The 14435-nt window shown below is 60.8% G+C and carries 13 protein-coding genes; 3 read left to right on the top strand and 10 right to left on the bottom strand.

The window, feature by feature from the left end:
• Window positions 1-22: 22 nt before the first annotated feature.
• From LQK83_RS05350 to LQK83_RS05330, 5 genes are all read right to left on the bottom strand, one after another.
• Window positions 23-1174: a glycosyltransferase gene (locus LQK83_RS05350; protein ID WP_230836196.1), complete on the bottom strand. Its 1152-nt coding sequence runs from the start codon at window positions 1172-1174 to the stop codon at window positions 23-25.
• A complete protein-coding gene (locus LQK83_RS05345; protein WP_442966705.1) occupies window positions 1167-2432 on the bottom strand; it encodes an O-antigen ligase family protein in 1266 nt (421 codons plus the stop codon). The genes LQK83_RS05350 and LQK83_RS05345 overlap by 8 nt, the downstream gene beginning before the upstream one ends.
• Window positions 2429-3985, bottom strand: a complete 1557-nt coding sequence (locus LQK83_RS05340) for an undecaprenyl-phosphate glucose phosphotransferase (protein ID WP_230836195.1) — start codon at window positions 3983-3985, stop codon at window positions 2429-2431. The genes LQK83_RS05345 and LQK83_RS05340 overlap by 4 nt, the downstream gene beginning before the upstream one ends.
• Window positions 3986-4093: 108 nt before the next feature.
• Entirely contained in the window at window positions 4094-5245 is a 1152-nt protein-coding gene (locus LQK83_RS05335; protein ID WP_442966704.1) for a glycosyltransferase family 4 protein, read from the bottom strand.
• Window positions 5246-5248: 3 nt separating this feature from the next.
• Complete coding sequence (locus LQK83_RS05330; RefSeq protein ID WP_230836193.1) at window positions 5249-5824, bottom strand: polysaccharide biosynthesis/export family protein; 576 nt, start codon at window positions 5822-5824, stop codon at window positions 5249-5251.
• 213 nt (window positions 5825-6037) lie between these two features.
• Here LQK83_RS05330 and LQK83_RS21730 point away from each other — a divergent pair, with 213 nt between their 5' ends.
• Window positions 6038-8644, top strand: coding sequence for an exopolysaccharide transport family protein (locus LQK83_RS21730; RefSeq protein WP_230836192.1), 2607 nt, complete (start codon window positions 6038-6040; stop codon window positions 8642-8644).
• Between the two features lie 3 nt (window positions 8645-8647).
• On the opposite strand, the gene LQK83_RS05320 is transcribed toward LQK83_RS21730, so the two are convergent.
• Window positions 8648-9850, bottom strand: coding sequence for a GNAT family N-acetyltransferase (locus LQK83_RS05320; protein ID WP_230836191.1), 1203 nt, complete (start codon window positions 9848-9850; stop codon window positions 8648-8650).
• Between the two features lie 174 nt (window positions 9851-10024).
• Window positions 10025-10243 carry a DUF2842 domain-containing protein gene (locus tag LQK83_RS05315; RefSeq protein WP_230836190.1) on the bottom strand — a complete coding sequence of 73 codons (219 nt, stop codon included), beginning with the start codon at window positions 10241-10243 and terminating at the stop codon, window positions 10025-10027.
• Window positions 10244-10381: 138 nt separating this feature from the next.
• Here LQK83_RS05315 and LQK83_RS05310 point away from each other — a divergent pair, with 138 nt between their 5' ends.
• Complete coding sequence (locus LQK83_RS05310; protein ID WP_230836189.1) at window positions 10382-11464, top strand: COX15/CtaA family protein; 1083 nt, start codon at window positions 10382-10384, stop codon at window positions 11462-11464.
• Between the two features lie 386 nt (window positions 11465-11850).
• Entirely contained in the window at window positions 11851-11976 is a 126-nt protein-coding gene (locus tag LQK83_RS21605) for a hypothetical protein (RefSeq protein WP_269065234.1), read from the top strand.
• 34 nt (window positions 11977-12010) lie between these two features.
• On the opposite strand, the gene LQK83_RS05305 is transcribed toward LQK83_RS21605, so the two are convergent.
• The 3 genes from LQK83_RS05305 to argC form a co-directional block, all read right to left on the bottom strand.
• Complete coding sequence (locus tag LQK83_RS05305) at window positions 12011-12826, bottom strand: DODA-type extradiol aromatic ring-opening family dioxygenase (protein WP_230836188.1); 816 nt, start codon at window positions 12824-12826, stop codon at window positions 12011-12013.
• 196 nt (window positions 12827-13022) lie between these two features.
• Window positions 13023-13412 (bottom strand): VOC family protein, encoded by a 390-nt coding sequence (locus LQK83_RS05300; RefSeq protein WP_230836187.1) that lies wholly within the window; start codon window positions 13410-13412, stop codon window positions 13023-13025.
• Between the two features lie 36 nt (window positions 13413-13448).
• Window positions 13449-14381 (bottom strand): N-acetyl-gamma-glutamyl-phosphate reductase, encoded by a 933-nt coding sequence (gene argC / locus LQK83_RS05295; protein WP_230836186.1) that lies wholly within the window; start codon window positions 14379-14381, stop codon window positions 13449-13451.
• Window positions 14382-14435: the final 54 nt, after the last annotated feature.

Raw genomic sequence — 14435 nt, 5'->3', positions numbered from 1 at the left:
CCAAAGATTTATCGAGTGCTCTTTAACGCAGGATAACGTTACGGTAGACGTTCATGGTCTGGTCGATCATGACGTCCAGGCTGTAGCGGTCGGCGCGTGTGGCCGCGCACTCGGCATAGCGCCGTGCCCGAACCGGATCCGCGAACTCGTTCATGGCGGCGGCCAATGGGCTTGTTTCATCGGAATTTTTGACCAGCCGGCCGTTTGCTCCGTCCTCGACCACGGTCGATGCGCCGCCAACCTCCGTGAGAACCATCGGTTTTGCAGCGGCAGCCGCTTCCAGCATCGCGTAGGCCATAGCCTCATAGCGGCTCGGCATCACCAGTGCGTCCATGGCCTGTATGGCTTCCGGTCCGGTGATGTCGGAGGTCAGGACGATCTTCCCGCTCATGCCGAGATCGTTGATCTGTCCGCGGGTCGCCGCCTCCAGTTCACCGAAGCCGATCATCAACAGCCGCGCGGACGGAAAACCCGCAGCGATGGCGGCAAAGGCGGAGACAAGCCGTTCGGGAGCCTTCTGCAAGGAGAGCCGGCCGATGAAGCCGAAGACGAAATTGTCGGCGGCAAAGCCAAGCTGGCGGCGCAGGGCGTCGCGTCGGTCGCCCGGGGGTGTCGCGACCCCGTTCACGACCGTTGCGAGCCTGCTCTCGGGGAGGTGCAGGGCGCGCAGCGCGTGGCGGTGCTCGTCCTTCGACACGCAGATGATCTTGTCCGACATCGCGCGGCCCAGTAAAGCCTCGACCGTTCCGAAGACCGCCTTGCCCGCAAGACCGAGTGTCGGATCCATGGTGCGGAAGGCATGTGGGGTGTAGATGCGGGGAATGTGCGGCAGACCGGGCATGGGCAGGCGAATGAGATAGCCGGCCTTGCTCGAATGCCCGTGGATGATATCGAAAGGCCCGCCCTTGCGGACGATGCGCCGGATCGCGAAAAGAGCTGACAGGTCGGTGGGGTGGGGTGCGCGCCGCATCGCAACGCTGTGCACGGCCTCCAGCCTCAGCGCCTGCAGCTCGGCAACGAAGCGCGGCTCGGCTCGCAGGGGCGAATAGACGGCCGTGACGCGGTGGCCGCGTGCCGCAAGCCCGGCGCAAAGGTCGATGAAATGCCGGCCCGACCCGCCACCGCTGGGCTCCAGAACCTGCAGGATGCGCAGGCGCCGATGGTCGTCACGCATGCGTTGCCACTGCGTCCGGCGCTTGCTCCGGGACCTTCTGCCTTTGGTAGTTCATTTCCAGCGCGCGACATGCCCAGATGATGCCGAGGATCAGGTAGAAGTGGCGCCAGTGGTCCGTATCGATGACGTTGCCGATGCCGACATGTCCAAGAAGCATGATCCAGGCGATCATCAGATAGGGCTGCCAGGGCCTGTTGCGCAAAAGAATGCGGAAGCCTGCCGCAATCGTCCAGGCCATCAGCGTGACGTAGCTGACAAAGCCGAGCCATCCGTAGCTGGTCAGCATCTTCAGCCAGATGTTGTGCTCGTCTTCAGGAAAGATCGTGCTGAACACCATGGGCCCGATCCCGAGCGGTTTTTCCATGGACATGAGGAAACCGAGCCGGTGCCGTTCGAAGCGGCCGAGATGGCCGCCGTCGTAGGACTGGACGAGCTGCGAGCGCGTCGAAAAGAGGTCCGCGACCTTCTGAAACTGAAGCGCAATCATCACGGCTGCAATCAGTAGTGCCGCCCCCGCAATCGCGATGATCAGGATTTTCAGCCGGAAGGCAGACGTACGTTCCTTCAACAGCATGATGAAGACCAGCGCCATGGCGGCGAAGATGTAAAGCCCCCAGGCCGCGCGCGAGAAAGACAGCAGTTCGCCAAGCGTGATGACCAGCAGCGCCAGAACCCGGATTGGCAGGTGATAGGTCTTCCCCGTGAGGATCCCGTGGATCAGATAGAGGGCGGGGCCGACGATGTAGGGTCCAAAAACGTTCGGGTCCTTGAAGGCACCCATGGCGCGGTCGTAGCGCGTGAAGACTTCCGAGCCCGGGAAGGCGTGGAAATAGCCGAGAATGCCCAGAAGCGACGTAATAACGGCAGCGGCGGTCCAGGCTTTGAACACCAGCCCCATCCGGTCGTACCGATCTTCAAAGATCGCCGCGTAGAAGATGGCCGTCAAAGCCAGGAATGCGCTCACGCCGAAATAGGACAAGCCTGTTTCCAGGTTCGCCATCTGCGTCAGCGACAGAAGGCAACCGGTCTCGACGGCGACGAGCAGAATGGCGAGCGGGCCGGTTCCGCGCGTTACCTTCAGTCCGAGAATGAACCAGATGCCGAGCAGCAGCGCGATGACGGCGTCCGTCGGCGCTGGTTCATGGATGACGAAACCGGTCAGGAAAACCCCAAGCGCCAGAGCGGACGAACCGATAAGCCGGAACGTCGCGATCTGCGGGCGAAAGGTCCCGCCTTGCATGGCGTCAAACGTGGTCAATAGGCGTTTTCCATATTCAGGAGACGAATGGGCGTCAGGAACAGGATCTTGAGATCGAGCCAGAGCGACCAGTTCTCGATATAGTAAAGATCGGCCGCGATACGGCCACGTATCTTGTCGTCGGTGTCGATCTCGCCGCGCCAGCCATTGATCTGGGCCCAGCCGGTGACGCCGGGCTTGACGCGATGGCGGGCGAAATAACTGTCCACAACCTCTGCATAGACGCGGTTCTTCGTTTGCGCCGTCACTGCATGCGGGCGCGGACCAACAAGCGACAGGCGTCCTTGCAGCACGTTGAACAACTGCGGCAATTCGTCAATGGATGTCTTGCGGATGAAACGGCCGACCGGCGTCACGCGCGGATCGTTCTTGGTCACGGCCTTGCGCGCCGTCGGATCGCTCATCTCGGCATACATCGAGCGGAACTTGTAGATCTCGACGATCTCGTTGTTGAAGCCGTGCCGCTGCTGCCGGAAAATGATCGGTCCCTTGGAGGTGAGTTTTACGGCAAGTGCGGCTCCCAGCATGATCGGCCACAGGAGTGCAATCGCAAGGAGCGAGAAAAAGATATCGAAGGCGCGCTTGGCCACCGAGTCCCAGTCGGCGATCGGCTTGTCGAAGACGTCAAGCATGGACACCTTGCCGATCCGTGAATAGGCGCGCGGGCGGAAACGCAGTTTGCTGGAATGCGCCGCGATGCGGATATCCAGAGGCAGGACCCAGAGCTTGCGCAGCAGGTCGAGGATGCGCGCTTCCGCGGAGAGGGGCAGGGCGATGATCAGGATGTCGATGCGCGCAGCGCGGGCGAATTCCACCAGCTCATCGAAAGTGCCGAGCTTGGGGTAGCCGGCGACAACCTCCGGCGAGCGGCGGTCGTCGCGATCGTCGAAAATCCCGCAGATCCGAATGTCGTTATCGCTGATGCTTTCCATCTCGCGGATCAGGTCGCGCGCCGGTGCGCCGCCGCCGATAATCACGGCGCGCCGCTCCATGAAGCCGTTGCGCGCCCAGCGGCGGATGGCGTGGGCGACAAGCATGCGCTCAAGCGTGACAATCGCTGTCATCGAGAGCACACCGATCATGCCGCTCGCCAGAAGTGCCATCGCGCTGCCGCCCCGAAAGATAACGATGAGACAGAAGAGCAATACTGCGCCTGCGAAGGCGCCGGTCACGCGCGGCAACCCGCGGCGCGGCGACCGCAAAATCGGGAAAAGATAGCCGTCGCAGACCTGGATGATGAGCGTCGCCAGAAAGCCCGCGAGCAGGGGAAGTATGATGATGCCGGGGATGCGGAGCGCATGCGCCTCAGGCGTGGCGGCATAAATGCCCAGACACGTGGCGGCGACCAGCAGGGCTTCGCCGATCCGGATCAGGCCGGCAACGATGCTGGGCTTGTTGCTATCGAGCGCGAACTGCTTGGCGATCTGGGCTGCATAGGGGTTCAGCGGCTTCGACAGGGCGGCCGATGGCGTCTCGGCCACGTGGTTCACGTCCGAAATCTGTTTGCGGATCTTGTCGATGTCGAAGTGATCGGAACGCTCGATCTGGTTCATGACTGCCACCCATCACCGGGATTTTCAAAAATCATAACACCACCATTGAAATTATTGTTTACGCGCTAATGCAACCGGCGGATTTTAACATGTATGGTCAACGGGCCGTTAATGACGGCCGCAAACTTCGTCTTGAATGGAATGGTAAAGTTCGATCATGCGCTGGCCCATGGCGCGGCTGGAAAATGTGCTTTCGAACGTATCCATGTCGGGCTGTGTCGTTTTGAACCAGTCGGGCTCCGTTGCGGCGCGCGCCATTACCTGGGCTAGGCTCTCCCAGTCGTCAGGCGGCGTGAGTGCCGGATTTCTGGCGCCCAAGGCCTCGGGAATGCCGCCAACACGCGTCGCGATGATGGGCTTTCCAGCGGCCACGGCTTCCAGAACGACATAGGGCATGGCCTCCGCTCGAGAGGGCACGACCAGCGTCCGCGCCATACGGAAAGCCTCGCGCTGCTTCATCGCCGGAAGCATGGTAATGCGCTTTCCCAGGCCCAGCTGCACCATCAGGTCGGCATACTTGTGCTGATCGGGTCCATCCCCGATCATCAGCGCCGACATCGGGTGGCCGACGATGCGTTCGGCCTCCGCGAAGGCGCGGATAAAAAGATCGCCGCCCTTCAGATCGCGCATCATGCCGATATATTCGAAGTCGCGGGGCTCCTCCACCAGACCCGGCGAAATGAACTCGGCACTATCGATGCCATTGTAGTTGACGACTGTTCTTCTTGCCGGGCGGCCGATCTTTTCCAGATAGGCGTTGCGTTCGAATTCGCAGACAAAGACGGTGGCGTCACCCATGCGCTCCAGAATGCGCTCCAGCATGAAGACCGTGGAGCCCGGAACGCCCGGCCGGAAATGCAGACTGCCGCCATGGGGGGAATAAATGCGGGCTACGCAATACCTGTTGACCCGCAACAATGAGCCGATGACCCGGGCAATCGCGCCACCTTTGGCGCCGTGCCCGTGCAAGACATCCGGCTGCAAACTCCTGATTTGTTGATAGCTCTTCATGAAAGCGCCAAAGTCGGATGGACTGATGGCGCGATTGATGGGAATGCGTGTCAGACCGAGAGCGAGATAGGGGCGAATCTGGTCGAAAAGCGCATCCTCGTAGGCGCCACCCGTTATGCTGTCGCAAACGATGCCAACCTCATGTCCCGCCCTGCTGTGCTCGACCGCAAGATCACGCACATGCCGGAATATCCCGCCGACAGGCGAGCGGAAACAATGAATGATGCGCATCTTGTCGGTCCTGACCATGCATCAGAACAGACGTTCACGGACATAGATCGTGTCGCCGGCAAGGATCGCATCGGTGATTGCCACGCGACCCGTTACGACCTGGCCGTTGATCTTGCGGCTGATATCCGCACCCGTCTGCAGCGCGCGCGGCGTGAAACCACCGGCCGCAGCAATAGCGCTCTGTACGGTCATGCCGGGTGCGTAGGAATATTGTCCCGGCTGCCCGACTTCACCCATCAGATAGATCGGGCGATAGCGATCGACTTCGACGGTGACATCCGGGTCGCGGAGATAGCCTTTGCGCAGCTGGCTCGCTATGGCGACCTCAAGCTCCTTGAGCGTCTTGCCGCGCGCCATCACAGAGCCGATCAGCGGGAAGGCGAGATAGCCGGACTGATCGACATTGTAGGTGTTGGTGAGGCTGGGCTGATCGAAAACGGTGATGCGAAGGCGATCACCCGAATCGAGCCTGTAGGGAGCTGAAAGGGATTGAATGAAAATGCCGGAGGCGGGCGGTGTCGTGCTGCATGCAGCCAGCGGAACCGCCAGAGCCAGGGATGTGAAGATGAATTTGCGTCTATTGAGGTCGAGAGGCATCCCGGGGATAGCTCCGATAAGATTGAGGTTGCAAATCTTATCGGTCGATTAGGGTTAATACCGGGTAAACCGGAGGCATTGCCTTCGCGTTTTTTCTCAATCCTAAGTGCAGGTACGGGATGGGCTGCTGATTGCGGAAAAATCCCCGATTAACGAAAGAGTTACCATACCCGTTTACGCTTCGGCGCAATTGATACATCTATGGAGTGTGATATGTCGGGCGCGAAGCCAGGTCAGGACGTGGATATTGATCTCGGTCGATTGTTCCGGGCCCTGTGGGAACGGCGGCTGAGATTGGCTGCCGTCACGGCCGGCGTTGCGGTTGTGGCATTCATTGGCACACGCATGGTTGCGCCCGAATACAAGGGTGAGGCGCAGGTTCTGATCGAGCTGCGGACGCCTGACTTTTCCGAACGCACCCAGCCAGCCAACACCAATGCGGACCCTATCCTCGATGATCTCGGCATCGCCAGTCAGGTTCAGGTGCTGCAATCGACCGACCTGATCAAGCAGGTCGCGAAGGACCTCAAGCTGTCGGAGCGACAGGAATTCGATCCCGCCGTCAATACGTCGTTCTTCAAGCGCCTCCTGATTTCCTTCGGTATTGTCAAGAATCCTCTCGACGTTTCGCCCGAGGAGCGGGTGTTGAAGACCTTCCGCGAGAAGCTGCAGGTCTATCAGGTCGACAAATCCCGCGTCATCGGCGTCAATTTCACCTCCGAAGATCCCAAGCTCGCAGCAGCGATCCCCAACAAGATCGCGGCGGTCTATCTCGCCATGCAGAGCGGTGCGAAGCTGGACACCGATTCGGAGGCCGCGCGCTGGCTTGAGCCTGAAATTGCGTCGCTGCGCGAGAAGGTGAGCGAGGCTGAAAAGAAGGTCGCTGATTATCGCGCCTCGACGGACCTTCTGCGCACCGGCCAGGATCAGACCTTTGCCGCGCAGCAGCTGAACAATGTCTCGACGGAGCTTGCTCGCGTTCAGGCCGAGTTCGGCAACGCCAACGCGCGGGCCGAAGCCGTTCGGCAGGCGCTGAAGTCCGGCGGTCCGGTCGATACAATTTCCGATGTGATCGCTTCGCCGACCATTCAGCAGTTGAAAACGCAGGAAGCGCAGATCCAGAATCAGATCGCCGATCTGTCCATGACGCTGCTTGATGGCCATCCGCGCCTCAAGGGACTGCGCGCCCAGCTCGCCGGTGTTCGCGAACAGATCAATGTCGAGACCCGCAAGATTCTCAAGAGCCTGGAAAACGAGGCGGAAGTCGCCAAGCTTCGGCAGAGCCAGCTTATGGCGCAGCTGAACAAGGCCAAGTCCGCCTCCTCGAAGGCCGACGAACAGCAGGTCGGCCTGAATGCGCTCGAGCGCGAAGCCGCAGCGCAGCGTGACCTTCTGCAGACCTATCTCGCGCGCTACCGCGAGGCATCTTCGCGCGCCGGCAAGAATGCCGCACCCGCCGATGCACGCATCATTTCGAGCGCCATCGTTCCGACGGAAATCTACTTCCCGAAGGTTGTGCCGATCGTCTCCGTCGCCGCCTTTGCCGCATTCCTGCTGAGTGCCGCTTTCATCATGCTCGCCGAGCTTTTCAGCGGCCGCGCCTGGAAGACGATCGATCCCGCCTATGCGCCGGAGGCTGAAGCCTCGTTTGCCGATCATCGGCAGCCTGAGGCGCGCCCGGCGCGTCTGCTGCGGTCCTTCCGCTCGCGGCGGGTTAAGGCAAGGCAGGTCGAAAACGCCACACCGGCCCTGCCGGCGACGTCCGTCGTCGCAACAGCGGCCGTTGCCGCAGCGTCCGCAGAAGCGCTCCGGGATGAAGCGGCCACCGCCGAAACCTCCGCAACTGCAACGCTGCATGATGAGCACCACACCGGGACGAACGAGGTTGAGGCAGAGCCGCTGGCAAACGCCGAAACGGCGCACAGCGAAACCGCCGCGGGCGAACCGTCCGCACAGGAAGCTGTCAAGCCACAGCATTCGGAAGCCCCCGCCGAGGCTCTCTCGGAAAAGCCGGTCGAGGAGATGCCTGCCTTTGCAAGCCGCATCATGGCCCGTCTGGAGCAGGCCCGCACAGGCGCTGCAGAAGATGGCCAGCAGGGCCAGCCCTCAACTGAACATCCTGCATCGCCCGTCGAGCCGGCCGAACCGGTCGAGGCCGCTGCAGAAGCCGCCATTGACGGATATGATGGTGCGGCAATTCCCTCGCTCGATGAAGAGGCCGACGGCAACGATTTTTCCGTCGCCTCGGTTGCACGCTACCTCGCGACCTCCGACAAGCGCATCGTCGCCTGCATATCTCCGACCGGTGACGATGGCTCGACAGCCTCCGTTGAGCTGGTGCGCCGGATATCCGGCCTCGGCTTCCGCGCCATCATCATCGACATGACGGGTTCCGCGCTTCCCTCGCGCCTCATGGGCGACAGCGCCAATCTCCAGGGGATTACGGATATCCTCGCAGGCAAGTCATCGATTGCCAGCTGCATCCATGGCGACAAATATTCGGAGGCGCATTTCATTCCGCATGGCACGGCCGATCCGGCGCGGGCGATGCGCGGCGCGGACCGTCTGACCATGATTGTCGGTGCTTTGAGCGAAGCCTACGAAAAGGTACTGATCGAATGTGGTCCGATCGACGGCCGCAGCGCCGAACGCCTGACCCGCAACGACAACGCGGAAATCGTGCTGTCCATGCCGGGCGCCAGCGAGGAGAAGATCGCCCGCATTCTCGCGTCCTTCGAAGCCACGGGTCGCGATGAGGTGATCCTTATGAGCAACAATCCGTTGCCGCCGGCCGGGAATGGCGACAGCCAGGTCGCCTGAAGGTCAATCAGTCTCTGACGACGGGGCGGGCGAGCTTTGCTTGTCCGCCCTGAGTTTTTGGATCAGCGCATAAAGCGGCCGGTTACGCTTGATGGCTGCCTTCAGGCGCGTTGCCGCCGAGATCGCGAATGCGCCGACGCGGCCGCGCAGGCTGACAGGAACCAGTACATCATAGTGCTGCGTCTCCACCGGGCACCAGTTCTTCTTGTAAAGCTGGTAGCCGATGCCGAAATCGAAAAGGGCCACCCGGCTCTCGCAGGCTTGTTCGATCATGAGATAGAAGAGAAATTCGCCGGGGCTTGCGCCGCGTACGCTATCGCTTTCGACCGACCCGAACTGGCAGATGATGTGATCGCCCTTGCGCGACAGGCCGGCAATGGCGGCAATCGTCCGCTTTTCGTCGTTCAGCCTCAACGCATGCAGGCTGAGCGCGACATTGGGCGCCTCCTGCGCCGAAAGGGCGGCGTCGCGGAAAAAGCTTCTGGTCGCCTCATCGCGAAACGGGTTCGGCAGGTGCATCGCCTGCAGTCTCTCGGCCTTTTGCCGGAAGAACAGCGACAGAAGCGCGTCCTTTTCCTCCGGTGTTTGCGCCACGATATGCTCGTAGCCGCCGGCCTCCTCGAATTGGCGGATCGATCTGCGGTAGAGCTTGCGTTTCCGCTTGGCGTGAACCTGCTCCAGCGTCTTGTCCATCGTGGCCCGGATCGGCAGCTGATAGGCCTTGTTCTGATTCTCGATCGCGCCGGCAAGGAGCCAGGGAACGGAGACACCGCGCCAGCTTTGGGGCATGTTGGTGAACTGGATGAGGTCAGCGCGGCCAGCCAGCTGTCGCCGAATCGCGGCGAAAATCGCCTTCAGGTCCGCCGCGCTGAGGCTGAGCGCAAAGCTTTCATTGAAGAGCCCGGTATTGAGATTGGAGTGGCGCGCGCCGATGAAGCGGGCGATCCGGCCAAGATCGGTCGACAGGATTTCCAGAGGCAGAATGAAGACGGTGCGCCCACGCACGCGGCCTACCACGATGGCGAGCTCCGGGTTCATGTTCTTCGCCCAGGCTCTGCACCAGGCAAGCGAATGGTGCAGCGAAACGTGACGGCCAGCCTCCAGCATGGACCATTCGCGTTCGACCGGTTCGAAGCTGTGATAGACGCAGATATCCGGCGCGAGGCGCGCTTTGGATGCCGCAACTTCCATCGTGATGGCATTCATGCGCGTCGGGGCGTCCTTGTTCGCGGTCGGGCAGGGAAGGCGTCGGAATGGGCTCGAAACACGTCGCCCTCCTGCTCTTCTCGGCAGTTCAGTCGATGATGCAGGGCCGCCACCAAGGATTGGTTTATTTTGAAACCGCTGCGGGTGGATTTTCCGTATTGGGTTAGCGCAGTCTTAACGACGTCCGTCGTCGACCGGCCGCTCCATCCATTTGATGATGGCCATGGCCGGCGGAACCCAGAGAAGACCGCCAACGGCAAAAAAGATGAGGTGAGACCACCACGGCGCATCTGCAAATCGCACCGAGGCAACCGAAAGAACGATGACGATATAGACGCCGATGAAGACGATCAACGCGATCATGCCGATCAGTTTTCTCAGTCTCAGGGGCATCTGCTTCCTCGTTTCAAGCGTTCCTCCCACACGGAGCGACGGCAGGCTTGGAGAACCGGCGTCCATGCGACCCTTTGGCGCTTGTAATGCACCGCCTTTACAGGCAAATCAACTCTGGTTTCATAAAGGTGATGATCGATGGCGCATGTCACGGCGATACGACAGGAAACGATGAAATCCGGGAGAGACGACCGGCGGCCGTTGCGGATTTGGCTGGGCCTCGTCGTCCTGGCTCTTTTCGCGCTGGTCATGGTCGGCGGCGCAACACGGCTCACCCAGTCTGGCCTTTCAATCACCGAATGGAAACCGATCCATGGCGTCGTTCCGCCGCTGAACGAGCAACAGTGGCAGGAAGAGTTCGACCTCTACAAGCGCATCCCGCAATATCAGAAGATGAATTCGGACATGACGCTGGAGGGCTTCAAGAACATCTACTGGTGGGAATGGGCGCACCGGCTGCTTGCCCGCTCCATCGGCATCCTGTTCTTCCTGCCGTTTCTCTATTTCCTGGCGAAGGGCAAAATCGAGAAGCGCCTGCGCCTGCCGCTGCTGGGCATCTTCCTTCTCGGTGGCCTTCAGGGGGCGATCGGCTGGTGGATGGTCGCTTCCGGACTCACGGAGCTGACCAGCGTGAGTCAATACCGGCTGGCCGTGCATCTGGTCATGGCCTGTCTGATCTTCTCGTCGACGATCTGGATCATGCGCGGCCTGACCCCGCATTCCTCTGACGAGGCACCAGGGGGAGGGGCGCTCTTCGCGGGCGTGATCGCGTTCCTGGCGCTCTTCCAGATCTATCTCGGCGCGCTTGTCGCCGGTCTCCATGCGGGCATGAGCTACAATACCTGGCCGCTGATGGATGGCGCACTCGTCCCCGGCGATCTCTTCATCCAGAAGCCGTGGTGGATCAACCTCTTCGAAAATCCGAAGACGGTGCAGTTCGTCCATCGCTGCGGCGCCTATGTGCTTTTTGCCGCGGCATTGATCCAGGCCATCTGGCTCTTCCGCGTTGCGCGGGGTTCTACCCATTGCCGGCGCGGGATCGTTTTCCTCCTGCTGGTCACCATACAGGCCGGCCTTGGCATCGCAACCCTTCTGACCCAGGTTGATCTGCATGCGGCACTCACCCATCAGATCGGCGCGCTGATCGTGCTTGGCTTCGCCATCGCCCATTGGCGCGGCTTTGTGGGGGAATATCCTCGAGAGATTCCAGCGAAAGTCTAAAAGGGTTTTGCGTCCAGAGTTGCGTAAAGACGAGACGATAGAGCGTATTAGCGCTTCCTTTGAAGCTTGGAACGTTTCCCGACGCGGCAAGCAACGCAAGTGTATCCTTCTGAAAAACGCTGATCGCGTGACGGTTGTATCGGGCTGTGCTATGGGAAGGCCATGAGCCTGATCCGAAACGAACGCACAAAACTCCTCGCCAACGCGCTGGACCGCGCATCCACTGCCTGTGCAGCTGCGGGATTTATCGCGCCGGCTGTCGCGGCATCCGTCGGAAGTGCGAGCGTTCACGTTTCGATGCTTGCGATATTCGCGACGATCGCTTGGCTTTTTGCTGCTGTCGCATTACATTTCGGAGCTAGACACGTTCTAGGAAGGTTGCAATCATGAGCGACACTATCGTGTTCTATCTCTATATATTGCCTTTTTTGATCGCAGCTTTGGGATGGGGCATCGTTTTATTGAACGATTGGAATGATCGTCGCCATCGCCGAATGCACCCGGGCGAATAAACGCCCGGGTCCTCAAATGGGCTTGGCGTGCGGCTCAGCCCCAGCGGTATCCCGAATAGGGCTTCTCCAGCACGATCCCCTGGAAGACCTGATGACCCGGTTCGCCATTACCGGCGCCGGCTGCGACCATGACCGGCAGGAAATGCTCCGGCGTCGGGAAGTGGCAGGCGCGGGCGTCGGGATTGTCCCACCAGTGCGCGAGGCGCTTGTCGCGTTCGGCCGTGTCTGCAGTTTCCAGTGTTTCCTTCAGCCAGCCGTCGAATGCCTTTGCCTGAGCGACATGACCGGGCTCGGTCGAGCCGAACCCCCGCATGTTGTGGTAGGAGAGACCGCTGCCGACGATCAGAATGCCCTCGTCACGAAGCGGTGCCAGTGCACGGCCCAGCGCAATATGGAAAGCCGGGTCGAGATCTTTCCGGATCGACATCTGGATGACGGGGATTTCGGCCTCGGGAAAGGCCACCATCAGCGGCACGAAAGTGCCGTGGTCATAGCCGCGCACCGAATCCGTTTCTGTTGGAATGCCCGCATCGGCCAGAACCTTGCGCACATGTTCCGCAATGTCCGGCGCGCCCGGGGCCGGGTACTTGATCTCATAGGTATGCGGCGGGAAGCCGTAATAGTCGTAATACATGCCGGGCTTTTCGGCCGTCGAAATGGTGACGGTGCCGACATCATCCCAATGCGCCGTGATGGCGAGAATGGCCTTCGGCTTTTCCGGAAGCTCGCCCTGAACCGATTCGAGAAACGCCCGAAGATCGGCCCAATTGCCGAAGCGTGTGTTTCCGTCCATCACGTGCCAGGGGCCACCGCCATGGGGAATGAAATATACCGGCTGCTTCTGAGACATCGTAGCACCTCTCAAGCAATTCCAGCGAAAGTGGAAAACGGTTTCGCGTCAGGAATTGCGTTAAAAAATCAGCGGTCGGGCGTAATCGGCCACTGCCGAATACGCCTGACCCCTCTGTTGAGATCAATATAGGGATTTCGATTGTCTTCGCTACGGAGATTTATTGGATGGATCGTTCGAAGATTGCGTACAATCTTCATTCGGGGCGATGGCAGACCGCCTCGATATTATGGCCATCCGGATCAAGCACGAAGGCGCCGTAGTAGTTCGGGTGATAATGCGCGCGAATGCCGGGCGGCCCATTGTCCGTCGCGCCGGCCTTGATGGCTGCCTCATAAAAGGCGTTCACAGAGGCACGATCATTCGCCGTGAAGGCGACGTGCAGCCGGCCCTGAAGCGCGCCACCAATGCCGATCCAGAAGGACGGTTTGCCACCGACGCCATAGCCGGCGCCTTCATAGGTGCCGCCGGTCTGCTCCGCCGTCACGTCCATGCAGCGGGCTGCCCCGAGCGTCGGCATGACGGCGTCATAAAAGGCCTTCGACGTCGCGAAGTCGGACACGGATATTCCCATATGATCGATCATCGAGGCGCCCCTCCCAAGATGCCTATTCCGCCGCGATCAGGCCGCGAGCATCAGATCCATGTTCTGCACGGCGGCACCCGAGGCGCCTTTGCCAAGATTGTCGAGCAGCGCCACGAGGTTGACATGCGGCTGGCCTGGCGTTCCGAAAACAAAGAGCTTCATCGTGTCCTTGCCGGCGAGCTCGACCGCATCGACGCGCGGCAGCTTGGAGGAGACCTCAAGCGGAACGACCTCAACGATCGACTGGCCGGCATAGTGTTCGACGAGAACCTTGTGGATCGTCTCGACCGTCTGGCCGCCCTTCAGGTCTTCGAGGAACAGCGGAACCTGCACGATCATGCCCTGTGGGAAACGTCCAACGGAGGGCGAGAACAGCGGCGGGCGGTCAAGCAGGCCATGAACCTTCATTTCCGGCACATGCTTGTGCTTCAGCGTCAGGCCATAGACGAAGTTTGGCGAGGCGATGTGATCTTCGCGCGAAGCGTCTTCCATCTGCGCGATCATCGCCTTGCCGCCGCCGGTATAACCGGAAACAGCGTTCACGCTGACCGGATAGCCGTCGGGAAGGATGCCCGCAGCGCGCAGCGGACGGATGAGCCCGATGGCGCCCGTCGGATAGCAGCCGGGATTGGAGACATGCCGCGCCGTCTTGATCTTGTCGGCCTGCGCCTTGTCCATTTCGGCAAAGCCATAGGCCCAGGCCGGATCGACGCGGAAGGCGGTCGAGGCATCGAGAAGCCGCACGCTGTTATTGCCCTCGGTCATCTTCGCAGCCTCAATGGAGGCATCGTCGGGCAGGCAGAGGATTGCGATGTCTGCCGAGTTCAGCATGTCCTCGCGCATCGCGGCATTGCGCCGCTCGGCTTCCGGAATGGAGAGCATCTGAAGATCGCGGCGCTCGGCCAGACGCTGGCGGATCTGCAAGCCCGTCGTGCCGTGTTCGCCATCAATGAAGATCTTCGGTGCCATCTTGTCCGTCCTGCGCTTGAAGAAACCGTTGCGGCGCAATAGCACCGCGTCGGC

The organism is Rhizobium sp. C1, assembly GCF_021026335.1.
In the GTDB taxonomy this organism is placed as follows: domain Bacteria; phylum Pseudomonadota; class Alphaproteobacteria; order Rhizobiales; family Rhizobiaceae; genus Ensifer_A.
The sequence above is the reverse complement of the archived record's forward strand: the minus strand, read 5'-3'. Positions and strand labels throughout refer to the sequence as shown.